27 protein-coding genes are annotated in these 26,237 nt (G+C 37.2%); 5 read left to right on the top strand and 22 right to left on the bottom strand.

Annotation, left to right across the window (positions count from 1 at the left end; genetic code table 11):
- Positions 1–5 precede the first annotated feature (5 nt).
- From SOP96_RS13885 to SOP96_RS13820, 14 genes are all read right to left on the bottom strand, one after another.
- Positions 6–560, bottom strand: a complete 555-nt coding sequence (locus tag SOP96_RS13885; protein WP_326321529.1) for an RNA polymerase sigma factor — start codon at positions 558–560, stop codon at positions 6–8.
- A gap of 271 nt (positions 561–831) precedes the next feature.
- Complete coding sequence (locus SOP96_RS13880) at positions 832–2,835, bottom strand: S9 family peptidase (RefSeq protein ID WP_326321528.1); 2,004 nt, start codon at positions 2,833–2,835, stop codon at positions 832–834.
- A 103-nt stretch (positions 2,836–2,938) separates the two neighbouring features.
- Complete coding sequence (locus tag SOP96_RS13875) at positions 2,939–3,397, bottom strand: DoxX family protein (protein WP_326321527.1); 459 nt, start codon at positions 3,395–3,397, stop codon at positions 2,939–2,941.
- 13 nt (positions 3,398–3,410) lie between these two features.
- Positions 3,411–3,872: an SRPBCC family protein gene (locus SOP96_RS13870; RefSeq protein ID WP_326321526.1), complete on the bottom strand. Its 462-nt coding sequence runs from the start codon at positions 3,870–3,872 to the stop codon at positions 3,411–3,413.
- Positions 3,873–3,892: 20 nt separating this feature from the next.
- The gene (locus tag SOP96_RS13865; RefSeq protein ID WP_326321525.1) at positions 3,893–4,321 is read right to left on the bottom strand and encodes an SRPBCC domain-containing protein; all 429 of its coding nucleotides are present in this window, start codon (positions 4,319–4,321) and stop codon (positions 3,893–3,895) included.
- 32 nt (positions 4,322–4,353) lie between these two features.
- Positions 4,354–5,187 (bottom strand): SDR family oxidoreductase, encoded by an 834-nt coding sequence (locus SOP96_RS13860; protein ID WP_326321524.1) that lies wholly within the window; start codon positions 5,185–5,187, stop codon positions 4,354–4,356.
- 400 nt (positions 5,188–5,587) lie between these two features.
- The gene (locus tag SOP96_RS13855) at positions 5,588–6,454 is read right to left on the bottom strand and encodes a VOC family protein (RefSeq protein ID WP_326321523.1); all 867 of its coding nucleotides are present in this window, start codon (positions 6,452–6,454) and stop codon (positions 5,588–5,590) included.
- A 194-nt stretch (positions 6,455–6,648) separates the two neighbouring features.
- The gene (locus SOP96_RS13850; RefSeq protein ID WP_326321522.1) at positions 6,649–6,912 is read right to left on the bottom strand and encodes a helix-hairpin-helix domain-containing protein; all 264 of its coding nucleotides are present in this window, start codon (positions 6,910–6,912) and stop codon (positions 6,649–6,651) included.
- A gap of 17 nt (positions 6,913–6,929) precedes the next feature.
- The gene (locus SOP96_RS13845) at positions 6,930–7,343 is read right to left on the bottom strand and encodes an SRPBCC family protein (protein ID WP_326321521.1); all 414 of its coding nucleotides are present in this window, start codon (positions 7,341–7,343) and stop codon (positions 6,930–6,932) included.
- Positions 7,344–7,405: 62 nt separating this feature from the next.
- Complete coding sequence (locus SOP96_RS13840; protein ID WP_326321520.1) at positions 7,406–7,837, bottom strand: VOC family protein; 432 nt, start codon at positions 7,835–7,837, stop codon at positions 7,406–7,408.
- A gap of 113 nt (positions 7,838–7,950) precedes the next feature.
- Positions 7,951–8,727: an alpha/beta fold hydrolase gene (locus SOP96_RS13835; RefSeq protein ID WP_326321519.1), complete on the bottom strand. Its 777-nt coding sequence runs from the start codon at positions 8,725–8,727 to the stop codon at positions 7,951–7,953.
- 2 nt (positions 8,728–8,729) lie between these two features.
- Positions 8,730–9,254, bottom strand: a complete 525-nt coding sequence (locus SOP96_RS13830; protein WP_326321518.1) for a DinB family protein — start codon at positions 9,252–9,254, stop codon at positions 8,730–8,732.
- 24 nt (positions 9,255–9,278) lie between these two features.
- The gene (locus SOP96_RS13825; RefSeq protein ID WP_326321517.1) at positions 9,279–9,683 is read right to left on the bottom strand and encodes a VOC family protein; all 405 of its coding nucleotides are present in this window, start codon (positions 9,681–9,683) and stop codon (positions 9,279–9,281) included.
- 72 nt (positions 9,684–9,755) lie between these two features.
- Entirely contained in the window at positions 9,756–10,346 is a 591-nt protein-coding gene (locus SOP96_RS13820; protein WP_326321516.1) for a Crp/Fnr family transcriptional regulator, read from the bottom strand.
- A gap of 366 nt (positions 10,347–10,712) precedes the next feature.
- On the opposite strand from SOP96_RS13820, the gene SOP96_RS13815 reads away from it, so the two are divergent.
- The 5 genes from SOP96_RS13815 to SOP96_RS13795 all read left to right on the top strand — a co-directional run bounded on the left by SOP96_RS13815 (position 10,713) and on the right by SOP96_RS13795 (position 14,785).
- The gene (locus SOP96_RS13815; RefSeq protein WP_326321515.1) at positions 10,713–11,627 is read left to right on the top strand and encodes a helix-turn-helix domain-containing protein; all 915 of its coding nucleotides are present in this window, start codon (positions 10,713–10,715) and stop codon (positions 11,625–11,627) included.
- 84 nt (positions 11,628–11,711) lie between these two features.
- The gene (locus SOP96_RS13810; protein ID WP_326321514.1) at positions 11,712–12,893 is read left to right on the top strand and encodes an ImmA/IrrE family metallo-endopeptidase; all 1,182 of its coding nucleotides are present in this window, start codon (positions 11,712–11,714) and stop codon (positions 12,891–12,893) included.
- 8 nt (positions 12,894–12,901) lie between these two features.
- Positions 12,902–13,447 (top strand): hypothetical protein, encoded by a 546-nt coding sequence (locus tag SOP96_RS13805; RefSeq protein WP_326321513.1) that lies wholly within the window; start codon positions 12,902–12,904, stop codon positions 13,445–13,447.
- 195 nt (positions 13,448–13,642) lie between these two features.
- Positions 13,643–14,305 (top strand): hypothetical protein, encoded by a 663-nt coding sequence (locus tag SOP96_RS13800; RefSeq protein WP_051686407.1) that lies wholly within the window; start codon positions 13,643–13,645, stop codon positions 14,303–14,305.
- A 240-nt stretch (positions 14,306–14,545) separates the two neighbouring features.
- Entirely contained in the window at positions 14,546–14,785 is a 240-nt protein-coding gene (locus tag SOP96_RS13795; RefSeq protein ID WP_326321512.1) for a hypothetical protein, read from the top strand.
- Between the two features lie 354 nt (positions 14,786–15,139).
- On the opposite strand, the gene gldG is transcribed toward SOP96_RS13795, so the two are convergent.
- The 8 genes from gldG to priA all read right to left on the bottom strand — a co-directional run bounded on the left by gldG (position 15,140) and on the right by priA (position 26,181).
- Positions 15,140–16,810 carry a gliding motility-associated ABC transporter substrate-binding protein GldG gene (gldG, locus tag SOP96_RS13790; protein ID WP_326321511.1) on the bottom strand — a complete coding sequence of 557 codons (1,671 nt, stop codon included), beginning with the start codon at positions 16,808–16,810 and terminating at the stop codon, positions 15,140–15,142.
- A gap of 4 nt (positions 16,811–16,814) precedes the next feature.
- Positions 16,815–17,543: an ABC transporter permease gene (locus tag SOP96_RS13785; protein ID WP_326321510.1), complete on the bottom strand. Its 729-nt coding sequence runs from the start codon at positions 17,541–17,543 to the stop codon at positions 16,815–16,817.
- Between the two features lie 85 nt (positions 17,544–17,628).
- Positions 17,629–18,177, bottom strand: coding sequence for a CopD family protein (locus SOP96_RS13780; protein ID WP_326321509.1), 549 nt, complete (start codon positions 18,175–18,177; stop codon positions 17,629–17,631).
- 126 nt (positions 18,178–18,303) lie between these two features.
- Positions 18,304–18,741 carry a hypothetical protein gene (locus tag SOP96_RS13775; RefSeq protein WP_326321508.1) on the bottom strand — a complete coding sequence of 146 codons (438 nt, stop codon included), beginning with the start codon at positions 18,739–18,741 and terminating at the stop codon, positions 18,304–18,306.
- Positions 18,742–18,803: 62 nt separating this feature from the next.
- The gene (gene kbl, locus SOP96_RS13770; protein ID WP_326321507.1) at positions 18,804–20,000 is read right to left on the bottom strand and encodes a glycine C-acetyltransferase; all 1,197 of its coding nucleotides are present in this window, start codon (positions 19,998–20,000) and stop codon (positions 18,804–18,806) included.
- 87 nt (positions 20,001–20,087) lie between these two features.
- Entirely contained in the window at positions 20,088–22,016 is a 1,929-nt protein-coding gene (locus tag SOP96_RS13765; protein ID WP_326321506.1) for a M1 family aminopeptidase, read from the bottom strand.
- Between the two features lie 85 nt (positions 22,017–22,101).
- The gene (dacB, locus tag SOP96_RS13760; protein WP_326321505.1) at positions 22,102–23,574 is read right to left on the bottom strand and encodes a D-alanyl-D-alanine carboxypeptidase/D-alanyl-D-alanine endopeptidase; all 1,473 of its coding nucleotides are present in this window, start codon (positions 23,572–23,574) and stop codon (positions 22,102–22,104) included.
- A 159-nt stretch (positions 23,575–23,733) separates the two neighbouring features.
- Complete coding sequence (gene priA / locus SOP96_RS13755; RefSeq protein WP_326321504.1) at positions 23,734–26,181, bottom strand: replication restart helicase PriA; 2,448 nt, start codon at positions 26,179–26,181, stop codon at positions 23,734–23,736.
- Positions 26,182–26,237: the final 56 nt, after the last annotated feature.

Raw genomic sequence — 26,237 nt, 5'->3', positions numbered from 1 at the left:
TTTTACTAACTATTTAAATCTTCGTATAATTTCCTCAACCGGTTTCTCAAGTGCTTTACTGCATAATTTTTTCGGCTGATGATGGTTTTGATATTTTCACCGTGTTCATCGGCTATTTCCTGAAGGGTTTTATCATTGAGTTCGTTTTCAACATATACCAGTCTTTGCTTTTCCGGCAGCTCTTCCAGTGCTTCAAATAATTTTTTCCAGATTTCATCCTGAAACATTTTTACTTCCGGACCGGCACTTTCATCCATCAGGAGGATATCTTTAATAGAAAAGTCACCGTCTTCATCCTCGTAGACAAAATCTTCAAGGTTTTCGGTTTTTTTCTTCCGGTACTTGTCGGTGATTTTATTGGCCGTTACCCGGTACAGCCAGCCGCCCACGTTTACAATCTCGGAAAGATTGGTAATGCTACTGAACTGATACCATACTTCCTGCAGAATATCTTCCGCATCTTCCGCATTTTTCACTTTGGGACGAATATAAGACATCAGCTTTCCTCCGTACTTTGAAACGGTTTGCGAGATGATATTATCCTTCTCCTTCTGTGGCATTGTTATTTTTTCGACAACCTCCATATTGCTATGACGGTTGAAATTTTTGTTTTACTTTAATAAATTTAAAATATTTTTCGGGAAGTTCGGATTTTCTTTTGTTAATCGTGTATAGCCTCTCCCTAAATCCCTCTCACAAGGAGAGGACTTTTAAAAGAATACCTTTTTTTATCAGTACCCGAAAATCCATCGCAATACTTTTTCTCATTCAAAATAAAAAACGGAAAGCCCTAAGGACTTTCCGTAGTTTAATTATAAAAATGTATTGGATTTACTGATTAAAATTTTTGGCAAAGAAACCCATCATGGTTTTGTAGAATTCGATGCGGTTGGGTTCTTTTCCGAATCCATGGCCTTCATCATACTTTACCATATACGGAACTTCAAAGCCTTTGGCTCTTAGTGCTTTTACGATCTGATCAGATTCATTGATGTTCACTCTTGGGTCATTGGCTCCCTGAACCACGAACAGAGGTTTTTTAATTTTATCAATCTGGAAAACCGGGGAAACCTCTTTGGCAATTTTGGCTTCTTCGGGATTATCCAAATCGTACCAGATCTGCTTTACCATTTCTTTGTACGGTTTCCAGTATTCCGGGAAGGAATCGAAAAATGTGAAAATATTGGACACGCCTACATAATCTACCCCACAGGAATACAGATCCGGCGTTTTAATCAATCCCATTAAAGTCGCATATCCGCCGTGACTTCCGCCATAAATGGCAACTTTGTCTTTATCGATCCAGCCTTGGTCAATAACATATTTTACACCGTCTTCCACATCATCCATTGCTTTTCTCCCGATTTGTTTATAACCGGATTGCTGGAATTCTTTGCCGTATCCACCGGAAATTCTGAAATTTACCTGCAGTGTGGCATATCCTCTGCTGGCAAACAACTGCGATTCCGGGTTGAAGCCCCAGTCGTCACGGATTCCCTGCGGACCGCCGTGAGGGTTTACAATTAAAGGAACTTTTTTGCCCTGCAGCGCTTCTTTTGGCAGTGTGATATAACCACGGATGGTTAATCCGTCCCTGCTTTTGAATTCAATTGGGCGCATTTCCGCCATGTCTTCTTCTTTCAATTGAGGCATGAGATCGAAGAGAAGCTTAATGGATTTGGATTTGGTGTCGTATTCATAATACTTCCCGTATATTTTATCGCTGTCTACGACTATTAAAAGTTTTTCATCGTTGTCATCAGAAGAAACAACATAGAATTGTTTGTCACCGAATTCTGACGCCAGTTTTTCGTGGACTTCCTTATAGAATTTACTTACGGGAATCGTTTCATTTTTAATCCCGTTATAGCTGATTTCATCCAGCTCGTAATTTCTGTTTTTCCCGGCAAGACCGATGGAACTTACGTCAAAATCAGGATGGGAATAAACTTCTTTAATCACCGCGTCTTTTTTTAAATCATACAGGACAATTCTTGATTTATCACCATCGAGATTGGTTACGACGTACGCTTCATCTTTGTTTTTGGAATTTTCATTAAAGCTTGCGATGTAGAAGGTATTTTTCCAGTCTGTAGATTTCAGGAGGTTGAATTTCCCGGTCTGCAGATCTTTGTAATATAATTTTGAAGTTAAACCGTTTTCAAGAACTACGTACGCACGAAGGTTTCCGTCTTTATCGAAAATATAATCATCAATCGGACTTTTAACATCTTTGTTTTCATACAATTGGGTAATTTCCCCGGTGTTGAAATTGATTTTATACGGCTCAAAAATCTGTTTGTTGTTTTTGTTCATGGTAACTACCACAAACGGGGTATCTTTGATAAGCTTTACGGTTCCTAATGTAATTCCTTCGAAAGGGGTAAGATCCTTTAGGTTTTTACCATCGATATCTGCGGCATACAGATGCAGGTTTTCATTTCCGCCACGATCCTGAGTGTAGAACAGACGCTTTTTATCCAGCCAGCCGTAACTTCTGATCAGATCGTCTTTTTCTTCGAGCGCTTTGGTAATTTTTCCGGTTTTCAGGTCTTTTACATAGACATGGTTTTTACTGTCTTTGTCTTTTTCCTTGTAGGAAAGATACTGTCCGTCCGGCGAAATTTTAAATTGTGAAGCTTTCGGCCTTGCAAAGTAATCCTCCACTTTATATTTAAAGTTTCCTTTGTCATAAGAAATAAGCTGGTCGAATGTTGCTTTTGTAGAAACCAGGGAAGGATCTCCCGGCAGTTTTGCGGTATTGGTCTGTGCATTCATCATTAAGGCGGTTATTACCACTTGTGATATTCCGAAGATTTTAGCAGTGATATTCATATTCATGGTTTTGTGTTAAGATTCTGTAATAATAAGACGACTTAACCCAAAGAATTGTTACATCCAGGTGGTAAAAATATTTTGAAAAATTTAATTCAATAATTTAATTCAGATAAATCCCGAAATACCACGTCCATGCTATTAAAATAATCTGCATCGGGATTCTTTCTTTGTATAGGTAAGCCATTCCCGGGCCGGTAAAATCTGCTTTAAAAATATTGATGTTTTTCTTTGACGAATTGATGTTGGCAATAAATACCAATACGTAAAAAATTATCAGTAAAACAGCAGTCAGCTCACGGATTGAAGGAATCATAAGACCAATTCCGGCAGCAATTTCTATAACTCCTGTAAAATATACCCAAAATAGTTTAGCAGGGATAAATTCCGGGATCATCATAACCATCCCTTTCTGAAATTTAAAATGTGAAAAACCTGTAAATATGATGAATACGGCCATTCCCAAGTTTCCGGAAAATAAAAAGTTCCAGTCACCCTGAAAAATTTTCGTTCCTGCTAACGCAAGAACGAATGTTACAAACAGAATTGTTAGTAGTTTCATAGAATTGTATTGCTTAAGGCTGCAAGTTACTACTTTCCGCTAATTGTTTCACAACTTCAAGCCCCTGTGTAAAGCCTTTATTCATATGGTCTTCCCAGTTTTTATCAACCTGAACCTCAGCATGAAGCTTGGTTCTTCCATCAAAATCAATTAAAAAATATTTTTCAAAACATCCGCTCCACTGCTTTATTTCCATGCTTTCGGTATCTTCATTTCCGTCTTTATCCACCATTCCGAGATGTTTAAAAATAATCTGATCAGGCTCTTCCAAATTATCAATGGTTGAAACCATTCCCTCTCCTTCCGTATTCAAAAAGTACGTTTTTCCACCAACTTTCCAGTCGGATTTCATTATAGAAGCAGAAGCGGGATTGAAAAATTTCGTCCATTCACTGTATGTTTTTTCATTCCAAAGAACGTCCCAGACTTTTTGCTTGGGAGCATTGATAACGATTTCATAAGATAATGTTTCCATAGCTGATGTTTATTTGTTATTTAAAGCTGATTTTCTGAAAGATTTTTAACATTGGATAATGCGTTCGGAAATTTTTCTTCAAAGAATGATCTGAATTCTTCCGTCGTTGCAATTTCAACGTAAAGATGCGTTGTATTTTCATGCTCTTTAAGGATGTATCTTTCCGTCGCTTCTCCCCAGTCGCGGGGTGTTTCTACGCCTTCATAAATTTCTCCGAGATGAAGAAAAGTGATTTCCTCGTTTGGAATGAGCTGTACTATTTTACTGTACATTCCATTGTTTTTAGGATCGAGGAATTTTATAATACTTCCTTTTTCGAGATTTCCCTGATAAAAAGAACCTTCTGTAAAAGCCGATGTCCATTGTCTGAAAGAGAAATCGTCCCAGAGTACCGTCCATACTTTTGTTGCTTCCGCATTAATCTGAATATCAAAATGTAATATTTCCATAATTGTATAAAGTAGCTGTTATTGTATATTAATTATCCTCCTACATAATCTCCTCCATTGATGTGGATGATTTCACCGGTAATGAAACTTGAATCCTGTGATGCCAAAAATACATAAGCCGGCGCAACTTCCGAAGGCTGCCCTGCTCTTTTCATCGGATTGTCTTTTCCGAAATCTGAAACGTCATCAAAGGTTTCTTTCACCAGAGGTGTCCAGATCGGGCCGGGCGCAACACCGTTTACCAGAATATTTTTTTCTGCAATATTGGTCGCCAGAGAGCGTATAAATGTTGCTATGGCTCCTTTCGTGGATGAATAATCAATGAGGTGATCACTTCCACGATAGGCTGTTACAGAGGTTGTACAGATAATCCGGGATCCGCTTTTCATCAGTTCCAGGCAGTCTCTGGTAAAGGAAATCATGGAGATGATATTGGTATTGAATGTTTCATGAATCTGTTCGTCGGTAATGCTTTCAATATTATTTTTCGGAAACTGTATTCCAGCGTTATTCACCAGTATGTCTAAAGTTTTCCAGTCTTTTTTTATTTTTTCAATGCATTTTTTCTGAAAATTCTTTTTTGAAATATCACCTTTCAGCAAAATACATTTGCGGCCTTCTTTTTCTACGAGCTTTTTTGTTTCTTCCGCATCATCATCACTTTCTTTGTAGATAATGGCAACATCTGCGCCTTCACGGGCAAAATGCACGGCCACGGCCTGTCCTATCCCACTGTCTCCTCCTGAAATAACCGCTTTTTTGTCCAACAGCTTTTCGCTTCCTTTATAATTTTCCCGGATAATTTCCGGTAAAACACCTTCTTCGGGTACTTTTGATTTAGATTGTGACTTGTTGTGTGTTTTCATAAAAAACATTTTCCTTTACAGCATCAAACAGCAAGCCGAAGCCGAAAAATATGGTATCTTAAAATATGGATTACATTTCAAATTAGATTTAAAGTTGTTTGAGTTTAATTAAAAGATTGTTAAAGTAAAAATAAATTGCTCCTTTAGGAGCAGAATCAGTGTAAAAATAAGAATAAATCAGTCAATCAATCCGTAGAAATCATCTTGATAATACGATAAATGTTTTAAAGATAGCGTTCCTACGGAACGCCAGGCATCTTGCAAATGATTTCTACACAGATAAAACTCCATAGAGTTTTATCTTTTTATTTTAAACAACTTCTAAATAAAGTTTTCTTTAACCTTAAAAATTTAAGTGTGTTAAAGGTTATTCAATTAATAATCAATCGGATTGATTTGTTTAAGAATGATAAGCTTTCTCCAGATCTTCTATAATAATTTTCTGCATTTTCATCATCGCCTGCACTACGTGTTGGGCTTTCATGGGATCAGCGTCATTCATGAGTTTTATCAATCTTTTAGGAACAATCTGCCAGCTGAACCCGAATTTATCTTTTAACCATCCGCACATGCTTTCCCTTCCTCCGTCTGAGGTTAAGCTGTTCCAGTAATGATCGGTCTGCTGCTGATCGTCGGTCATCACTACCATGGAAATCGCTTCATTAAAATCAAACTGATGATCGTAGGAGCTGTCCATGCAGAAAAAGCTGTAACCGTCAATCACAAAATGCGCATGCTGAATGTTTTCAGCCGGTTCTGCAATGGGATGTCCTTCGCTTCCTTGTCCGTATTTTAAAATATTTCCAATCTTGGAATTGGGAAATGTGGAAGTGTATAATTCCATGGCCTGCATTGCTTTGCCGTTGTTTCCATGCATAAACATCAGGGTCGGAATGATCTTCTGTTCTTCCCGTTTTTCTCCCAGAAATATCTGCCAGGTAACATCATATTGATCCTTCAGCCAACCGTATTTTTTGCTCCAGGAATAGGAATCCAGCGGCATTAAGGCCATTCCGCCTTCCATCAGCTGATCCCAGTACTGCTGCACTTCATCTTCGGTCTCACAGATTACCATAAAAGAAACCGACGGATTTTTCTTGAATTGCGGCCCGCCGTTCAGGAGCATCATTTTCTGACCAAAAAGTTCGATGTTCATGACGACCGGGGTGTCTGCAGTGATTTTTCCGCCAAATATTTTACAGTAAAATTCGGCAGATTCTTTGGCATTTTCATCGTACCAGAGGCACGGAAAAATATTATTGTTCATAGTTTTAATTTAATGCGAATTAGCGGTTAAATGTAAGTTTTAATCCATCGTTTATTGCTACACTTTATTATCGCAAGGCTAGACAAAGTTTTTGCAATACAATAATCTTTTAAAGGTAAACAAAGGCATTTCATTTAAATAAGTAAAACAAAAGGGTTATTTGATTGATTACTAATTAATCTTAAACGCAACAATTAGCTTTGATTATTTTTAAAATACCTATCATTTTCCATCATGTGAATTTTCAGTTTCTCCATTGCATTTTTACCAAAGCCATGCATTTGAAGGATTTCTTTTTCAGAATATTGCGAAAGTTTTTCGAGGGAATTTATTTTTTCTTTTTCCAGGGCTCTTCTTGCCGGAGCGGAAATAATTCCCTGCAAAAAATTACCTTTTGCAGTGTGGCTTACGGCGCAAATCGAATTCAGGCATTTTGCCATTATTACCAAATTGATCATGACCGGAAAAGTATTATTTAATGATTTTCAACGTATTTATGAAAGTTATTGAGAATCGCGTACCAGCCGTCACGCTGCATTTCAACAGGATTCTGCTTTTCGGGATCGAAAATCTCAGTTACTTTTGTGGTATTTTCATCGATTTTATCGAAGATTACCTCTACTTTTCTTTGATCTTCCATGTGATAACGAATGCTTTTTTCAGGGATTATCTCGTCGTAAATTCCAATAAGATCAAACCCGAAGCTTCCGTCCTTTGCCTGCATTCTTGTGGTGAACTTCCCTCCTTCTTTTAAATCTACTTCAGCAGAAGGACATTCCCAGGTATCGCTGGCAAAATTCCATTGGGTGATGTGTTCCGGGCTGTTGAAATATTCCCATACTTTCTGAACGGGTGCGAGAATCGTAATCTCAATTTTTATAGGTTCCATATCAATATATATTTGGTGTTTTAAAAGTGCCGTTGTTCACTTTTGTTTATACTAAGATAAGCTTATTTTACATATTCTTCATTATAGTTGATCATCCAATAAATACCATATTTGTCCTGAAAACTTCCGAAATAATCTCCCCAGAACTGGTCTTCTATAGGCATTTCTATATTTCCGCCCTCTGAAAGTCCTTTAAAAAGCCTGTCTGCTTCTTCTCTGGATTCAGGAAATATTGATACGTAATTACTGTTTCCTACCGTGAGGGTTTGTCCGAAGCTTGGAACGATATCGGAAGCCATCAGCAGGTCGTTGCCGACAGGGAGCGCAATATGCATTACCCTGTTTTTTTCTTCTTCGGAAAGGTTTTCGGTTCCGGGAGCATTTCCCATTCTGTAGATCTCACCGAGGAATTCTCCGCCAAAAACGGATTTGTAAAAATTGAAAGCTTCTTCGGCTTTCCCGTCAAAGTTTAGATAAGAATTTAATTTAGCCATGATTTTTTATTTTAAATTTATTTTTAACGAAAGGACCACAAAGATTTTTTTACTACTATTCTTTTTTTAAGTTCGCAAGGGCGTTTCACTCAGCAAAAGTTTTGCGGAAAATTTTAATTGTTTAAAAACCTTTCTGCTTCGTTTACCGTAAAGTCGATGAGTTTTTCATTGGTATTACCGTTGAAATCTGCCATCATGTAAGAGCCATGCGTTGCCGGAAGAATCATGAGTTGCGAATCTTTCACCAGCCGCCACATTTCCACCGCATGCTCCGGCTTCATGACGTCTTTATCGCCTGAAATAAATAAAGTTGGAGATGATATGTTTTTTAATACATTTTCGTCCCAGTCTTCGAAGGTCTGCATTCTTTTACCGTCTTTATCAAACATATTTTCCAGCGCAGAAAAATCAGGATTCAGGTTTAAAAAATTGGCTTTCAAAGGTTCGGGCATGAAATCGAGGGTAGCATTGTTCATGCTTTCGAAGAAACCGTCCATCATTCCGTTTCTTTTGTAGAATGCCGATGCAACAACCAGTTTTTCCACTATTTCAGGATACAGATGAGCAATTTGCATAACCGTATTTCCACCGTTGCTGAATCCCCAAAATGAAGCTTTTTCAATGTTAATACTTTTCAGAAGTGCAGCAATATCATGTGCATCCTGTTCAAAAGTTTCCGGAATATTGCGATGACCGGATCTTCCGTGATTCTGAAGATCAATTCCGATAAGCTGAAATTTATTTTCCAGTCGTGCAATTACGTCTTTATAATCAAACAAAATGGAACTTCCTCCGCCATGAATCAGCACCAAAGGTTTTCCGGAACCGTAGATCTCGTAATACATCTCAATTCCGTTGATGTGCTGATAGCCTTTTTCAACCGGGTTCATTTTTAATATTTTAAATCTTTATCGAATTCATATTTCATTCCTTCGTAGCCGAGGATTCTCCGCATCAGTCCGATTTGTCCGCACAAGTAATCTTCCCGCCCGATACACATTCCTATGAAATTCAGAACCGTTTCCGGGAAAAATTCGATGTTCATTCCCATCGGAAAGGCTTTGTCTAATTCTTCATCCGATACTTCCAGCAATTTCTGATATACCAGAGGTGAAATTTTGTGGAAAGCATCTTTTAACTGTTGTAAAGAAGGATAGGCAAGACTTTCATCAAGGCTTTTTCCCTCAAAGAAAAGATCTTTAAATTCAAATTCTTCCTGAATTCCGAGAAGAGTTCCTAAAGCATATCTCATGTCTAAGAAGTTTCCTGCCATCCAGATGATATGATTGGTTTTTCCTTCTATTCTTTTAAGGGCGTCTTCTTCGGAAATTCCGTCAAGCACCATCAGGAAATTCTGACTGTGACCACGGAATGCAGGAATGATGATGTCTAATTTTTTTGAGGTTGGTGTGTCCATAAGTTTATGTTTTTGATGTTTTAATTATGATGGAATCTGAGAAGGGTCTGCAAAGATGACGTTCCAGCCGTGGCCGTTGATGTCCCAGAAGGAATTTTGATACATCCAGCCATGATCCTGTGGTTCTTCGTGTTGGGTTGCGCCGTTGGCGACCGCTGCATTTACTACCTGATCCACTTCTTTGCGGCTGTCTAAGCCGATCGCGACCAATACCTGTGTAGTATCGCCTTTCGGAACCGGCCTTTCTGAAAAAGTTTCGAAAAATTCTTCCGTTAAAAACATAATGGAAATCGTGTCATTCATCATGATACAGACTGCCCTTTCATCGGAAATCTGTTCGTTAACCGAAAATCCTACATTCGTCCAGAACGCTTTTGTTTTCTGAATATTTTTTACGGGAAGGTTGACATAGATCTGATTGATTTTCATAGCGTGATGACTTGTTAACTGTACCCAAAATTATCAACTTGCTGCGAAAATCAGCTTGCCATAAGACAAGATTTACATTTTCCCCGGATGTGAAACCAATTCTTTACGGATCCGGCTTAAAGAGGTATCGGTTATACCGAGATAGGACGCAATCTGCTTTAGCGGCGCAAATTGGATGACGTAAGGTTTTTGCTCCAGAAGATTAAGGTAACGTTTGGTGGCAGAAAGGGTAAACATTTCCACGGAGCGCTGCTTCCCGATAAAAAGCTGCTGCGACATCCATGCTCTTCCCCATTCCCGAAGGTTAGGAATTTTATGAAATAGCTCCTGAAAGGTTTCAAAATTGAATTTCCAGCATTCGCAGTCGGTGATGCAGACGATGTTTTCCTGGGTAGGAATTCTTTGAAATAGCGAAGAAACCTCAATAATGATTTCGTTTTCCACAAAGAAATTGGTGGTGACGTCGTTGCCATTGAAATCCGTTACAAATGACCGGGCAAGGCCTTTCTCCAGAATGTAATATTCATTCGCCGTTTTGCCTTCTTCAAGGATAAAATCTCCTTTATGAAAAGTTATTTTTTCATGGGCATTGAATATTTCCTGCAGTTCTTCGGGTAAGAAAAAAGGGAAATCGTAGCATATTTCGAGAGCCTTACTGATCATCAGACAATTGTTTTTGTGGTTTTAAAAATAGAATTTTTCCGGGAACTGTTGAAGAGATATTTTTAAGAACCTGTTTAAATTGATAATTTTATTTTAACATTAAGAAATTAAGCTTAAGTAATTGAAGATCCTTCGACAGGTTCAGGATGACAGCGCTAATACTGCTTGCTATGGGTACATATTGTCAGGCAGAGCTTGTCGAAGCCTCGGGGTAAAGATAATGGTTGATGATTGATGATTGATGATTGATGTTTAATGTTGAAAAAATAATCGATTTAAATATTATTGTTAAAGAATTTCGTTAATTTCTCAAATAAGGTAAATAACTGATGCTCAATGATTCAAAATAATTAATAATTTAGCGGTATGAAACAGACTTTCAGATTTAATTCGATTTCAGATTTTCATGCGTTTTGTAATCTTCCGAATCCGGAACATCCGCTGATCAGCCTTATTGATTACAGCAAAATACAGTATCCGGTGAACGATACGGAGCTGAAATGGATCCAGAATTTTTATTCGGTTGGACTGAAACGGAATATCAATGCGAAGTTCAACTACGGACAGCAGGAATATGATTTTGATTCGGGCGTGCTGTGCTTTGTTTCGCCGCTTCAGTTTCTGAGCCTGGAAATGAAACCTGATGTCGTGGTGGAACCCACGGGCTATCTGCTGCTTATTCACCCCGATTTTCTGTGGGGAACTTCGCTGATCAGGAAAATCAAGTCGTACGAGTTTTTCAGCTACCAGATCAATGAAGCATTGTTTTTGTCGGATAAGGAGGAGAAGGTTATTGTTGAGCTTTTCCGGAATATTGAAAAGGAATACCAAAATAATACGGATAAATTCACGCAGGAACTGATTGTCGCCCAGCTCGAACTGTTCCTGATTTATGCCGAACGTTTTTATGAACGCCAGTTTTTTACCCGCAAAAAATCCAGCCACGAATTATTGGAGAAATTTGAAGAAGTGCTTTCGCAGTATTTCAGCAGCGGAAATCTTCTGGAAAAAGGGATTCCTTCGGTAAAATCCATCGCCGAACAGCTGAATATTTCCCCAAATTACCTGAGCAGCTTATTACGGATTCACACGCAGCAAAACACACAACAGCATATTCAGAACAAGCTGATCGATCATGCTAAAGAGCGTTTGAGCACAACCAGCTTATCAGTGAGTGAAATTGCGTATGAGCTGGGTTTTGAGCATCCGCAGTCGTTCAGCAAGCTGTTTAAGCAGAAGGTGAATCAGTCGCCCGGGGAGTTTAGGAGGGCGTTTAATTAAATAAAGGGTAATTTCCCTCAAAAATGTTTTTATATTTAAATTTTACCTATATTTGTAAGGGAATTTTCCCTTTATTATTAAAATATGAGTATAGAAAATTTATTAAATGCAATATTTTCAGATTCTGAAATTAATATAAAGGATGTTTTTGACAAAAAAATATCCGAATATAATTTAAGTAAGACAAAAGCTTTAAAACTACTTAATATCGATAAAGATGTTTTTGAAGAAATTCTCAACGGTACAGCAAAACAGCCAAATCTAATACATATTGTTAAAATAGCTGAATTCTTAGATGTTGATGTAAATAATTTTATTAATGTTGTTTTAAAAAATCAAAGTATAGAAAATATAGCTTCTATCGATAATGCCAGAAAAGCAACATTTATTGTAAAAAATTTCGATGTAAAAGCATTAACTAAATTAGGTTTTTTTGCTTCGGATTTCAACACTGAAAACCTTGTTGAAAAAGTTTTAAATTATTTTGGTTATTTAACAATAAGTGAGTTTGAACAGCAATTGAATGAACCTCTTTACAGTCGAGTTAAAAAAAATCATTCAGATAAAATGAAAGATTTTTGGATAAAGTCAGCTTACCAAACTTTTCGTATTATTAATAACCCTAATAATTATAATCGTGAAAGGCTAAAAGATTTAATCGTTAAAATAAAACCTTATAGTCAAGATGTTAGCAATGGACTCTTAACAGTAACTAGAGCATTATATAATATAGGGGTAACTGTTATTTTTCAAAACTACTTATCTACAACACAAGTGAGAGGAGCAACTTTTATTATTAATGAAAAACCTTGTATTGTTATTACTGACTTTAATAAAAATTACCCTACATTATGGTTTACCTTATTGCATGAATTAAACCATGTACTATTTGATTTTGATTTAATTGAGAAGAGTAGTTATCATTTATCCGATGATAAAGATTTATTTTTAATAGAAGATAAAGCAAATGAATTTGCTAGAAACTTTTTTATGTCTGAAGATAAATTTCATTATATAAAAAGATATATAAATAATTCTTACTTAGTTTCAAAATTTGCAAATGAAATAGAAGTACATCCATCAATAGTTTATTCTTTTTTCATATGGTACCAGAAAGAATTATATGAAAAAAATTATCATGCTGCATTTAAAGAATTCTATCCAGATTACAGTAATGCAATTACCAAATTAAATCCTATAACATGGAATGAAGCTAGCATTAAAGAAGCAAGCGAAAAGATTAAGTTAGTTTTAGAATTAAAATAATACAAATTATGAGTAATAAAAAAGATGCAAAAAAACAAGAAAGTCTTTCATCAGAAGACATGGAAAGATTAGAGCTTTTACAGAAAGCTAACCAAAAGATTGGCCGCCAGTTAACTATAAATTCTGAAACTGGTAACTTAGAGGAATTTGATGAACTAAAACAAATAATTAGTAAGGAATTTGAAAACCCTGAAGAAAAATATCAGTTATATTATAATGGTATTAGAAAGCTTTTAATTGACTATCTTCCAAAAGGTAAAGAATTTAAACAACTACGTGATATTATATATGATGAAAAAAATGTTTTCTTGAATTTGGGAAAAAAGAAATCAGATAATAACGGAATTAGAAAATCTGATGGCAGAATGACTTATCAACCTGTCATGAATGAGATTTTAGAAATTATAGTGAAATGGGTCGGGGAATCTCAAAATCCATTTGATCTGTATAGAGCTTTTTATGACTTAAATGAAAAACATAACTATGGACACGAGCAATATGATAAGAGTACATTAAATATTGCAAATGCAATGCTGTCCCTCGGTAAAAAATAACATAAGAGAGAAGCCAAAACTTCTCTTTTTTAAATCAATCCTTTAACCACCACACTACTAAGTATTTACACCCAACCCAATATTTGGTAATTTCTACGCTACCCTTCCTGTTTTTTTCTTTGTTACTTTGGTTTATCAAAATCACTTACCTGTTAAAGGGTAAAAACTAATACTAACCAAAAAACAAAAGAAAAAATGGAAACCATTGAAATCACCAAAACAGGAGTCGGGATCAACGATCCTTTTGAACGCGTAATCTTTGACGCCGCAAGATCATCGGGCAGCGCTACAGAAGCATACTCGATTGAAGTATCCGGACAGGGACAGCTTACCGGGCTATCTTACACCGTTCCGGCTCACGCTGAAGGAAGAATCAAAGCCAAGCTTCAGATCTCTGCCATGTCCAGCGAAGATGTACAGAAATTGAATAACCTTGCAATGGGCATGCTGGATGCAAGTGCTCAGACTCAGGTGAAAGAATTTGAAAAAACTGCAGCCAGCGCCAACCTTTCGGTGTGGACCTGGTTTTTCGGTGGCGGAGGCGCTTCTGCTTCCTACGAGAAAACAAAAGAGAGCATGTTGTCAAAAGGACTTACAGAAGCTCAGATCACTACATTGATGGACGCTTTCCTGGAGCTGGCAAAGAAAATGTCAACCGTGGAAATTAATTTTTACATCAACAATTCGGCGAATCCTTATTCCGTTTCCGGGGATCTTTATTTATACACCGTTTCCGGAACCATTAAAACGGAGAAAGGAACCGCACAATACCGTATGTTAGCGGATAGCGCTTCTGCGGGTGGCCCTCCTCCATCAGGCGGTGGTGCTCCTGCTTCGGGAGTTATTAAGCTGAACTAATTTCAGAGGTAGAAAAATATAGAATCTTATGAGTGGCCGGAGAAATCCGGTCATTTTTTGTTTTAAACGTTCTCGATACATTTTTCTCCGCTGTGCTGCGAAAAACACTCAAACTGACGTACGTACGTTGCTTCGTCATTGATTAAAACAATTATCTGTTACTTTTTTGATTAATACTACCATTTTAAATGCGTTTGGTATTAAAATTTAATTTGTAATTTTGAGTTAAATATTTCAGTTATGGATATTCAAACCAGAAAATTAAACTTAATTACCTATCTCGCTCAACTGCAGGATGAAAGTTTATTTGAGAAAATTGAGGAATATATTTTATCTAAAATGGAGAAAGAAGATCATTCTGATTTTGTTCCTTTTACTATGGAGGAATTAATAAGTCGGATCGAAAAGTCTGAAGATGACTTTAAAAATGGAAGATTTAAGACTCAGGAAGATTTAGAAAATCTATCTACAAATTGGTAATCTATGAAAATTATATAGTCAGATTTTGCTATTGAAAATCTAAAAATAATTTTTGAATATTACGCTGAAAAAACGAATAAAAAAGTTGCACATAAAATCAGAAAACAGATTTTACACTCAACAAAGCAACTCATTCAAAATCCAAAATCAGGGCAAATTGAAATATATCTTGAAAAACTAAATGATTAATACCGTTATATTCTTAGTAAGAACTTTAAAATTATTTATAAAGTAAATGGAAATTATATAGTTATCAGTGACATTTTCGACACAAGACAAAATCCAATTAAAATGATCGACGATCAACGCAATAAAAATAAAAAAGAGAAGCCAAAAACTTCTCTTTTTCTATATCTATCCAAACTTCTTCTTTCTCAGCCAGAAGAACAAGCCTCCTAAAATCCCGATGATTAGTAGCGGCAGCAGCAAGTTAAACCATTGCCAGTTGCTTTTCTCCTCGGTGATTCTCTGTCGGTCCAGAAGCCTTTCTTCGATGTTTCGGTTTCTAAGCTCCATCAAATTGCTGTCGTCCAGAAGGTAATCTAAGGCATTTCTCAGGAACTGTTCGTTACCAAACTGTTCATTGGTGAGCAGATCTACACCCAAAGGAAGCGGCTCGCCTTTCAAAACCTTATTTCGGCCTACATCTCCGTCGGCGATGACGATCATTTTATTTTCAGGACTTGAATTTTTGAAATTCGGGTACGATTTTCTTTCAATCCTTGAAGCATAGGCTGAGTTGAATTTTCCTTCCAGCGCAACTGCATAAATTTTCGGGGTGCTTGGCTTTTCCATTTGCCCGAGACTGTCGACACTGGAAATCTCCTTCAGATCCACATAATTCGGAACCTGTTTCAGCAATGTTCTTTCACTGGATTCAAAAAGGACATTCGTTTTAATATTTTTTCTTCCACCCAACGTATCAATGGAAGTCGGGAATTCAAATTTTACCGGATTGATATTTTTGGTAATTGGATTATTATTTTCTGCAATTCCTAATGGAAAATACGGCCACGGAAGGCTTGTGTACTGAGGATTTCCGCTCACTTCACCGGTCACTAACCTTAACAACGCAAATTTCTTTACATCTTTTACCAAAGCCGGGTTGATTCTTATTCCATAATTAAAGAAGAAGTCGGTCATGTTGATATCTACCGGGAAAGGCATCACTTTTTGTGACCTCATCAGCGTATCCATTTCCGCATTTACCGCATCGATCATCCACAACGTTTTACCACCGTTCATGATGTATTGGTCAAGAATCACTTTTTCACCGTCGGTAAAAGCTTTTCTGGGTTTTGCAATAACAAGTGCGCTCATCTGCTTCAGCATTGGAACATCAGCCAGTGTAAGCTCCGTCTGATTTTTTGGAATGATGGGTCCTGCATCATAACTTTCGGTAGCCAGTTGCATGAATCCCTGAAATTCGGTAGGACTCAGCTCGTCCTGATTGATCAGAATACCGATTTTTTTTCTTCTGTTTGCCGAAATATTTTTGATGTTGGAAACCAGATTGTATTCTAAATTTTCAATGGATTTCGTTAGCTGCTGATCGGCATCAATTCCCGTCTGCTGCACTACCAAAGGAATGGAAACACCCCTTTTATCGTACTTCACCACCGCATACGGAAACAGCATGATCTGCGAAACTTTCCCGTCTTTGATATCCGGAAGTACGGAAGGCTGCATTCCCATCGCCATCAGTGTATCCTGAGACATTTTGGTTTTGATGGGATCAATAAATTTGAAATCGATTTTAGGGTTGATCTTTCTGAATTCTTCAAGCATGAACCTCGTTTCGCTCTGAAGCTGCTTAAAGCTGGCGGGAAAATCGCCTTCCAGGTAAACATCCACCATCAACGGTTTATTGACGGATTCCAATACTTTGATGGTATTTTCTGAAAGCGTATATCTTTTTTCTTTGGTTAAATCTAATCTGATGCCTGAAAACGCGAGTATAATAACCAACGGTAGTATGACGAAAAGTAAAATTCCCAGCGGAGATTTAAATGATATCTTCTTCATAATTCTACTTTTTTTTGTTAATAAAATGATTGGACAAAACTAAGGTAATCCCAATAATCAGAACAAAATAAGCAACGTCCTTGAAGTCAATAAGCCCCCTTGTAAAGCCAAGAAAATGTTGGTAAAAACCTACGTTCTGCAAAATAAAATCTGCGCCGCCGAGCAATTTGTAGCTTGCCAATTGCTCGATTCCGAAATACATGATGAAACACATGAAAACACCTAACAGATAAGCCATGATCTGGTTCTGGGAAAGTGAAGAAGCCAGTATTCCTACTCCTGAAAATGCTGCAATTAAAATAATTAACCCGATATAACTTCCGAACGTCATCCCAAGATCTATATTTCCGGCCGGAACGCCCAATACATAAACGGTGTATAAGTAAATCAGTGATGGAATCAGGCATAAAATCCCGACAACCCAAACGGATAAGAATTTTCCGAATACTAAATCTGAAATTTTTAAGGGTTGGGAAAACAGCCAGTTTAATGTTCCGGTCTGCTGTTCTTCCGCAAAAGTTTTCATCGAAAGCGCCGGAATGATGAACATTAACAGCCAGGGAACCAAAACAAAGTAGCTTTGTAAAGAAGCCATCCCGATCTCAAAAATATTGGAATCGTTGTCGAAAAAAAACAGAAACAGGGTTGCGATCAGGCTGAAAACGGCAATGATCACCCATGCGCTCCAGTTTCCGAAGTAACTCCAAAGTTCTTTTTTTAAAATTGCAATCATAGTTTTTATTGTCAAATGTTGTTAGTTGATTGTTGTTAGTTGTTAGGTTACGATCAACCATTAGCCAACAACCATTAACCAATCATTACTTTTTCTTTTTTTTATTAACCAATTTCACGGTCATCATAATTAAAAATACCAGAACGAAAAATCCGGCGATTAATTGCCACCAATATTCAATAACCTGAGATTTTAAAATCACCGTGAACACGACAAGAAATAAAATAAATGTTGCGATTTCATTCGCCTGTCTTAGTTTTATATTGGCGGTTTCTAAGGTATTACCGTTGAGTTCTTTTAATTTCAAGACTTTCTTCCAGCACCAGTAATGGTAAATCGCGAGCCCTATCAGAAATGTTAGTTTAAGATGAAACCAAGGGGTTTTCATTAATCCTAAATTCAGGAAGATCATTATTATTCCACAGAGCGTCATAATTACACCTGCCGGAACGGTAATGATATTCCAGAGCCTGCGCGCCATGAAGGTATACTGTTCTCTTAAAATTTTCTTTTTATCCTCGGCAAATTCGTCGGTATCTTTATAATAAACAAATATTCTTACAAGGTAAAAGATCCCTGCAAAATAGCTTACCATGAAGATGATATGAAGCGCTTTTATTATGGTGTAAAGCATCGTAAAAAAATAATGACAAATATAATGTTAATGATAAAAATATTTGATAGAAAACATAATAAATGTTATCATTTTTCTTGTTATGTTTGCTGTTATTATTAAAAGTTTTGAAGATTTTAAGATCTCCTATTTTATAAAAGAGACACTGTCCATTTTTTTTCCATCTGTATATTTTTTTATATAGCGGAGATTCCCTTTTTGATCATAATATTTCCAGTCACCAAAGTAAAACCAATGACGCTCATTCTTAGACACATTTATTTTTGACTGTCCGATCTCCATTAACTTCCCGTTTGGAAAATACTTTTTAGTTTTAGTAATTGTATTTTTAATTTTATTTTTCTCATTTAGCTTTCCGTTGAAATAAGTTTTCCAGATTCCTACTTTTTCTCCTTTTTTATACTTTCCGAAAGCAGTAAGTATCCCTTCATCTGAGGAATATTCTTCTTTCCATCTGCCATTTCTTTTATTAACATTATTTTCGTCTTTAATATATTGATTGATCTTTGTTTTGCATGAAACTAAAGATAAAATAAGCAGTAATATGATGTATTTTTTTTGCATAAAAAAACAGAATTTCCTTAAATATAGAAATCCTGTTTTTATCAGCATGTAGTTCTTTATAATTAAGAAATCACCCCAAGTTCTTTTCCTACTTTTTCAAAAGCTGCAATCGCTTTGTCCAAATGTTCTCTTGTATGCGCTGCAGAAAGCTGAACTCTGATTCTCGCTTTTCCTTTCGGCACTACCGGATAGAAGAACCCGATCACATAAATTCCTTCATCCATTAATTTTTCTGCCATTTTCTGAGCTAAAGGCGCATCATAAAGCATTACCGGAACAATCGCCGCATCTCCATCCGGAATATCAAAACCTTTCGATTTCATTTCTGTCCTGAAATATTCTGCATTTTCCATTACTTTATCACGCAAAGAAGTATCTTCGGAGATCATATCCAACACTTTCAAGGCTGCTCCTACAATTCCCGGAGCGAGTGAGTTTGAGAATAAATACGGTCTTGAACGCTGTCTCAGCATATCAATAATCTCTTTTTTACCGGATGTGAATCCACCTAATGCACCTCCCAACGCTTTTCCTAAAGTGGAAGTAATGATGTCTACTCTACCCATTACGTCGTTGGCTTCGTGCGTTCCACGGCCTGTCTTCCCGATGAAACCTGTGGCGTGCGAATCGTCTACCATTACCAAAGCGTCATATTTATCGGCTAAATCACAAACACCTTTCAGATCGGCAACAATTCCGTCCATTGAAAAAACACCGTCTGTAACGATGATTTTAAAGCGGTGATTTTTTTCAGAAGCTGCAATCAGCTGGGCCTCCAGATCTTCCATATTGTTATTTTTGTAACGGTATCTTGCAGCCTTGCAAAGACGCACTCCGTCGATAATGGAAGCATGGTTCAGCTCATCGGAAATGATCGCATCTTCTTCTGTGAATAATGGTTCAAAAACTCCTCCGTTGGCATCAAAACACGCTGCGTAGAGGATCGTATCTTCAAGACCTAAAAAATCGGCGATCTTCTGCTCCAGCTGCTTATGAATATCCTGAGTTCCGCAGATGAAACGAACGGATGACATTCCGTACCCGTGAGATTCGATCATATCCTGGGAAGCTTTCATCACTTCCGGATGGTTGGATAATCCCAGGTAATTGTTGGCACAGAAGTTCAGCAGTCTTTTCCTGTTAGCTTCAATTTCGGCACTCTGTTGAGAAGTTATTATTCTTTCTCTTTTGTAAAGCCCGTCGTTTTCAATATTTTGCAGTTCGTTCTGTAGATTTTCAAGATACTTTTTAGAGATCATTTCTAATATTTTTTAAGATTTGCTAATTTAATAAAAAAAGCCGTTTCACAAGGATGAAACAGCTTTGTTATTTAAATGCAATGTACTTTATTTCTTTAAAAACTTCACATTCTTGTCATTAATGTTGAGAATATAAGTCCCCGGAACAAATTCTGAGATATTGATTGGTTTTCCGGGCTGGTACATTCCTTTTCTTACCAGTTTTCCGTCTATAAAATAAATTGTAAATTCCGCAGGTCTGTCAATTCCTTTTATATTGATCTCATTTTTAGCAGGATTCGGATACAGCGCAAATTCATCTTTAACTGTTTCTGCTGCTGATAATGAATTGTCCTGCACGACCGTTGAATTTTTTTCCAGAATCTGGTATTCATAATTAAATTCTACACTCGCCACCGGAAAAGCTATGGATTGTATGAAATACTGATCATTGGTCGTATTATTCAATGCCAAATAAGCAACCTGGCCACCGGTTCCATTTATTTTGATCGGCAGAGGCATTTCAAAAAAGCTTACCGTAGGGTTGCTTTGCGTCTGTGAAGCTTTAATGGTTAATGTATTTCCTGCCTGTTTCCAACGGATATTATAGGTGGGATATCCCTGTCCATAGATCCAGTCATTAAAAAATTCTGTAAAATCTTTACCGGTTGAAGTTAATAAAGAAGCGTTCAGATCCTGCGTTCTTACATAGTTGTAGGCAAGCGCCGGCCTGGAATGGTATTCTTTAATAGCCTGGTAAAATGCTGCATCTCCCAGAATCCATTTAATCATTCTTAATACATACCCTCCTTTTGCATACGATAATCTCCCGTTGAAAATAGTTCCTACACTCCATAAGTTTGAGTCGGCCACATACACACTTCCTCCGGTTGAACTGGTAATATAGTTTTTCTGGCCCAACAGGTAATTTAAAAAGTCGGTGTTGTTCATCAGCAGTTTTTCGTTGGCTAAGTGTTCCCCGTAAGTTGCAAATCCTTCATTAAGCCAGATATCGTTCCATGCACCACAGGTAACTTTGTCCCCAAACCATTGATGGGCGAGCTCATGGGCAATTAATCCTCTTGACCATCCTCCCATGGATGACATGGTCTGGTGCTCCATTCCGCCGCCTGCCTGGAATTCCATGTGTCCGTATTTTTCATTCCGGAAAGGATAAGGCCCGAAATAGGTCTCAAAAGTATCCATCACTGTTTTGGTCCATTCAATATTGCTCATGCTTGTTGTATTGGTGGAAGTAGACGGAAAAATATAATTCACAAAAGGAAAAGGCGGGTTTCCTATGGTGTCATTTAATTTAACAAAATTGGTAATTGAAAATGCGATAAGATAGGCTGTGGTAGGATAATGTGTTCGCCAGAAAGTAAGCTTTTGCCCATTTCCGAGAAGGGTTTCAGACATCAATTTACCATTACCTGCCACACTATATTGTGAAGGGGTTGTTACTTTTATATCGAATTTTTCGATTTTATCATTTAAACTCTGCTTGGTGGGAAACCAGTCCTGTGCTCCATATGGTTCGCTTAGTGTAGATAAAACCGCAGTTCCGCCTTGTATTCCGTTAAAAAAAGCATTATTTGAAGGTGAAGGCGCACCGGAATAAGTAATGGTAAGAGAATCCAGCACATTGGCAGCCAGTGGAGAAGCAAAATCAATTTTTACTTCCTTTGTAGAAAGCTGCTGAAAATTAAGGTTATTTCCATGATAGGAAACCTGTGAAACTGTCATCTGATTATCAAGATCAAAATAGATGCTGCTCATATTCTGATTTGGTTTAAAATGAGAGGTAACAGATCCTGCAATACTGTACACTGCGGGGTTTACGGTAACATCCATCCTCTGGTACTGCAGATCGTAATTAAGGGTATTCGGATTGATATTTCCGGCTGCCATCTTATTTGCGAAAGACTTCATTTCCTTTGCAATCAATCCTTTATTTTCAATATTGTCTGTGTTTTTCTGAGCATACAACATTTGTATGGTGAAGATGCTTATTAACAAAAAATAGAATTTTTTCATACTTAGTAAAAATTATATCAAAGATATAAAAAAACCTTTCAATCATTGATCAAAAGGTTATTATGTTAATTAAATTTTAATAATTTTATAAATCCAAAGCCGGTTCAAGAATTTTCTCCATTCTTTTCTTCACCATGTCTACAGACCCTGCATAATTATTAACCATTAAAGAAAAAACTAAAGTTTTCCCTGTGTTGGTTTTCATATATCCGGCTAATGTTTTTACCTTGTTTAAAGTTCCAGTTTTCGCAAAAACCTGTCCGTTTCCGGTTCCGTTGAACATTCTTTTTAATGTGCCGGACTGGCCTCCTACGGGTAATGAATTGAAATACGTTGTATAATATTTTTCGTCCATTAAGGAACTTAAAAACTTTACCTGTGATATCGGCGTAACATTGTTGCTTCGTGAAAGCCCGCTTCCGTCGATGTAGTTTAATCCCATCATATCAAAACCTTCTTTCCTCAGATGTTCCGTTACTACTTTTCTTCCGGATTCCGTAGTCTGGTCTCCTACCCCCTGGAAACCAACGGTTTTCAATAATGCTTCCGCTAAACCGTTATCACTGTGCTGATTGGTGTAATAAATAATATCAGCTAAAGTAGGAGATTTATACATTGAAACCATCTTTCTGTTTTCAGGATTGGCATCCGTCATTTTCGGAATTACTTTTCCTGTTACAGGAATTCCACTTTTCACCAGAGTTGTTCTGAAGCTATTAGCAAGATAAGCAGGTGCATCTGGCAACTTTGTTGTTAAAATGCCGTCTCCTTCATATTTGTCGGCATACACCATCTGGTTGTTATAAGGAGAAACGTAGAAAAATCTTTTCTCTGTAGAGAAGCTGGATGATTTTTTTACAATCAGTTTTTCGTTGGCAGGATTGATCTCACGGGTAGTACCTGCAGGCAAATAATAATTATTGTTTTCAAGCCATACAACATTTTCCGGAAGCTTTGTAATATTGCCTTTGAAAAGCGCTGTCTGAATGATAATATCACCATTTACCTTTTTGATTCCTTCCCGGGAAAGTCCTTCCTTAAAATCTGAAATAATATCTCTGTAAGCCCAAGCTCCTGCCTTATTGGTACCCAAAGAAGGGTCTCCGCTTCCCACGATATAAAGATTTCCGTTTAGAACTCCGTTCTCATCAATACTTCCTGAATATTCCAGCTGTGTATTCCAGCGGTAATTTTCACCCAGCATGCTCATTGCCGTTTCAGTGGTGAGTAATTTTGTGGTGGAGGCAGGAACTAAAGGAGTATTTTCATTATACGAAGAGATTACCTTCTTCGTTTTCGGGTCGTACACTACGAATCCCCAGGTTGCATTTTTAAGCACCGGATCGGTCATCATTGTGTTTACATTAATGTCTACAAGCTCTTTTGCCGAAAGAACCGTTTTTTCTACCATCGATGTGATTGGTGAGGGCAGATTCAAACTGTTGTTCTGATTTTCGTAACCCGGAGCATATAGCACTGTAGAAACGGTGGACTGGGCAAAGAAAAATCCTGCGGCCAGCACCGCAACACCTGAAATATACTTTCTGAAATTTACCATCTATTTTTTCATTTTGCTATAGTTTGGATGGATTAAAAATCAATCGGTTAAATCAAAAGTTAAACCCCAAACATATAATCAACGACCAAATGTAGAAAATATTGCTATAAGTAGATACGGGCCGCTGTAATAAAACCCTATAAATTTTGTTAAAATTTGTTAAAAATCCACAAAAACATCTTTTTTTATGCTTTGGTATGCTGTAACTTCATCAAATTCTTTCAAACTTGTTAAAACCAGTTGTTTATATTCTTCATATTTTTTTCCTCTCGGAAGTTTAAGGAGAATCTGAAACTGGTATAAATTGTTAAGTTTTCCAATCTGTGCCTTTTCCGGTCCCAATACACAGTCTTCCGGAAGATATTTTCTCAAGATAGAGCCGAGAAATTGAGAAGCTCTGTTGGCCTTGTCTTCCCTTCTGTGTTTCAACTCAATCATGATAAGTTTTGTAAATGGCGGATAATGGAATTTCTTACGTTCCGTTAAAATGTATTTGTACACTTTTGCCGGATTATTCATTTTAATCAGCTGAAAAACGGAATGCTCCGGATGATATGTCTGAATGATGATTTTTCCTTCTCCCGAAACTCTTCCCGCTCTTCCGGATACCTGCGTGATCAATTGATAAGCGCGTTCTTCTGCCCTGAAATCCTGAACATAGAGCATTGAGTCCGCTTTAGGGATTGCTACAAGTTCAATATGATTAAAATCCAGTCCTTTTGAAATCATCTGTGTTCCGACAACAATATCCGTTTCACGGTCTTCGATTTTTTCATACAGTCTTTCGTAGGCGAATTTTTTCCTCATGGAATCAACATCCATGCGGTCGACTTCATGATCAGGAAAAAGTTTTGAAACTTCTTCATGAATCTGTTCCACTCCCACTCCTCTTTCATTGAGGTTTTCAGAATAACATTTAGGACAGGTTTTAGGTTTGGAAGCTCTCTGACCACAGTAGTGGCATTTCATTTCATTGGCTGCTTTATGGTAAGTCATCACCACATCACAATTCGAGCAGTAATTGACATAGCCACAAGTTTCACATTCCACCACATTGGCGTAACCACGGCGGTTGTGAAGCACAATAACCTGGTCTTTTTCTTCGAGAACTTTTTTAATTTCATCAACAAGATGCAAAGAAAAATTCCCGGAAACTTTTTTGGAATCCTGGGCTTCTTTGAAATTGACCAGCTCGTATTCCGGCAGCTTTACATTTCCAAAGCGTTTTTCGAGAAAAACATACGCCATCTTATCTTTCCTCGCATTGTAATAGCTTTCAACAGAAGGTGTAGCGGAGCCTAAAATAACACGTGCATGGTAGAAATCCCCCAACACCAATGCTGCATCTTTAGCATTGAAATAAGGGGAAACTTCGCGCGGCCTGTATGCGGAATCGTGCTCTTCATCCACCACAATCAAACCTAAATTCCGGAAAGGCAGGAATAGTGAATTCCGGGTTCCGATCAGGATTTTAATATCATTCTGGCGGATTCTTCTCCAGACTTCCACGCGTTCAAAATCGGTGAGTTTCTGATGGTAAAAACCAAGCTGCCTGCCGTACTTCTTTTCTAATCGCTGGGTAATCTGTTTGGTTAAAGAAATTTCAGGAAGCAGGAACAATACATTTTTGCCTTCATTAATGCATTCTTCTATTTTCTCAAGGTAAATATGGGTTTTTCCTGATGATGTAACCCCGTGAAGCAGCACGTTTTTTCCTTCTTCAAAGGCTTCATCAATTTCAATTTTTGCAGTTTTCTGGGATTCCGAAAGCTCCTCTATTTCTTCTATCTCGCCTTCATAGCTTTCAAGCCTGTCTTTCTGCATGTAATATTCTTCGACCAGATTTTTATCTGCTAAACTTTTAAAGTGTGAACTTCCAAAATAACCGTCTTCAAAAAGCTCTGATTTTTTGATATGAAGATTCGGATTTTCTGTCTGCTTTTCGAGAATATGAAGAAAAAGATCTTTCTGCTTCTGCGATCTTTTTAAGGTTAAAAGAATTTCCGTAAGATTCTGGTTTTGTAAAACTTCATTTTTTATTTTTACATAAGCCACTTCTTTTGCCTTGTACTTTTCAGCAATTTTTTCGTCAATTTCAATATACTGAAGATCAATTAAAGAATTGATGGTTCGGATGATATCTTTCTTCGGGATAAATGCTTCAATGTCTGTGAGGTTGATCAGCTGCCGGACTTCCAGCGCCTGGATGAGATACATTTCGTTGACGTCGAGGTTTTCAAAATCAACGGTAATGTTCGGTTTTAATTTTAAATAGGTTTCGCTTTCCAGTTTTAATGAAGAAGGAAATGCAAAACGGTAAATTTCACCTAACCCACATAAATAGTACTCTGAAAGCCAGTTCCAAAAGCTGATCTGCTCGTGCGGAACTATCGGCTGATCATCCAAAAGGCTGATGACTTCTTTTGCAATAAATGTTTCCGGCGCGTCATCATGAAGCTCAAATACAATCCCGGTATAAATTTTTTTGCCGCCGAACGGAACCAAAACCCTCATTCCGACCTGGATTTCGGATTGCAGTTCTTCAGGAACTTTATAGGTAAAAGATCCTTTTAAATTTAACGGTAAAACAATCTGGGCGTACTGCAAAGGGAAATTTTTAAAGTGTAAAATTAATTGATTCTTTTGTGAACTGCAATTTTTTT

Origin of the sequence: Chryseobacterium salviniae (genome assembly GCF_035819015.1) — a bacterium.
In the GTDB taxonomy this organism is placed as follows: domain Bacteria; phylum Bacteroidota; class Bacteroidia; order Flavobacteriales; family Weeksellaceae; genus Chryseobacterium; species Chryseobacterium salviniae.
This window is presented reverse-complemented; position numbering and strand designations above follow the sequence as displayed.

Excerpts from the sequence above, each read along its gene's own strand:
- SOP96_RS13885 (WP_326321529.1), bottom strand. The coding sequence starts at position 560 with ATGCCACAGAAGGAGAAGGATAATATCATCTCGCAAACCGTTTCAAAG.
- SOP96_RS13880 (WP_326321528.1), bottom strand. The coding sequence starts at position 2,835 with ATGAATATCACTGCTAAAATCTTCGGAATATCACAAGTGGTAATAACC.
- SOP96_RS13875 (WP_326321527.1), bottom strand. The coding sequence starts at position 3,397 with ATGAAACTACTAACAATTCTGTTTGTAACATTCGTTCTTGCGTTAGCA.
- SOP96_RS13870 (WP_326321526.1), bottom strand. The coding sequence starts at position 3,872 with ATGGAAACATTATCTTATGAAATCGTTATCAATGCTCCCAAGCAAAAA.
- SOP96_RS13865 (WP_326321525.1), bottom strand. The coding sequence starts at position 4,321 with ATGGAAATATTACATTTTGATATTCAGATTAATGCGGAAGCAACAAAA.
- SOP96_RS13860 (WP_326321524.1), bottom strand. The coding sequence starts at position 5,187 with ATGAAAACACACAACAAGTCACAATCTAAATCAAAAGTACCCGAAGAA.
- SOP96_RS13855 (WP_326321523.1), bottom strand. The coding sequence starts at position 6,454 with ATGAACAATAATATTTTTCCGTGCCTCTGGTACGATGAAAATGCCAAA.
- SOP96_RS13850 (WP_326321522.1), bottom strand. The coding sequence starts at position 6,912 with ATGATCAATTTGGTAATAATGGCAAAATGCCTGAATTCGATTTGCGCC.
- SOP96_RS13845 (WP_326321521.1), bottom strand. The coding sequence starts at position 7,343 with ATGGAACCTATAAAAATTGAGATTACGATTCTCGCACCCGTTCAGAAA.
- SOP96_RS13840 (WP_326321520.1), bottom strand. The coding sequence starts at position 7,837 with ATGGCTAAATTAAATTCTTATCTAAACTTTGACGGGAAAGCCGAAGAA.
- SOP96_RS13835 (WP_326321519.1), bottom strand. The coding sequence starts at position 8,727 with ATGAACCCGGTTGAAAAAGGCTATCAGCACATCAACGGAATTGAGATG.
- SOP96_RS13830 (WP_326321518.1), bottom strand. The coding sequence starts at position 9,254 with ATGGACACACCAACCTCAAAAAAATTAGACATCATCATTCCTGCATTC.
- SOP96_RS13825 (WP_326321517.1), bottom strand. The coding sequence starts at position 9,683 with ATGAAAATCAATCAGATCTATGTCAACCTTCCCGTAAAAAATATTCAG.
- SOP96_RS13820 (WP_326321516.1), bottom strand. The coding sequence starts at position 10,346 with ATGATCAGTAAGGCTCTCGAAATATGCTACGATTTCCCTTTTTTCTTA.
- SOP96_RS13815 (WP_326321515.1), top strand. The coding sequence starts at position 10,713 with ATGAAACAGACTTTCAGATTTAATTCGATTTCAGATTTTCATGCGTTT.
- SOP96_RS13810 (WP_326321514.1), top strand. The coding sequence starts at position 11,712 with ATGAGTATAGAAAATTTATTAAATGCAATATTTTCAGATTCTGAAATT.
- SOP96_RS13805 (WP_326321513.1), top strand. The coding sequence starts at position 12,902 with ATGAGTAATAAAAAAGATGCAAAAAAACAAGAAAGTCTTTCATCAGAA.
- SOP96_RS13800 (WP_051686407.1), top strand. The coding sequence starts at position 13,643 with ATGGAAACCATTGAAATCACCAAAACAGGAGTCGGGATCAACGATCCT.
- SOP96_RS13795 (WP_326321512.1), top strand. The coding sequence starts at position 14,546 with ATGGATATTCAAACCAGAAAATTAAACTTAATTACCTATCTCGCTCAA.
- gldG (WP_326321511.1), bottom strand. The coding sequence starts at position 16,810 with ATGAAGAAGATATCATTTAAATCTCCGCTGGGAATTTTACTTTTCGTC.
- SOP96_RS13785 (WP_326321510.1), bottom strand. The coding sequence starts at position 17,543 with ATGATTGCAATTTTAAAAAAAGAACTTTGGAGTTACTTCGGAAACTGG.
- SOP96_RS13780 (WP_326321509.1), bottom strand. The coding sequence starts at position 18,177 with ATGCTTTACACCATAATAAAAGCGCTTCATATCATCTTCATGGTAAGC.
- SOP96_RS13775 (WP_326321508.1), bottom strand. The coding sequence starts at position 18,741 with ATGCAAAAAAAATACATCATATTACTGCTTATTTTATCTTTAGTTTCA.
- kbl (WP_326321507.1), bottom strand. The coding sequence starts at position 20,000 with ATGATCTCTAAAAAGTATCTTGAAAATCTACAGAACGAACTGCAAAAT.
- SOP96_RS13765 (WP_326321506.1), bottom strand. The coding sequence starts at position 22,016 with ATGAAAAAATTCTATTTTTTGTTAATAAGCATCTTCACCATACAAATG.
- dacB (WP_326321505.1), bottom strand. The coding sequence starts at position 23,574 with ATGGTAAATTTCAGAAAGTATATTTCAGGTGTTGCGGTGCTGGCCGCA.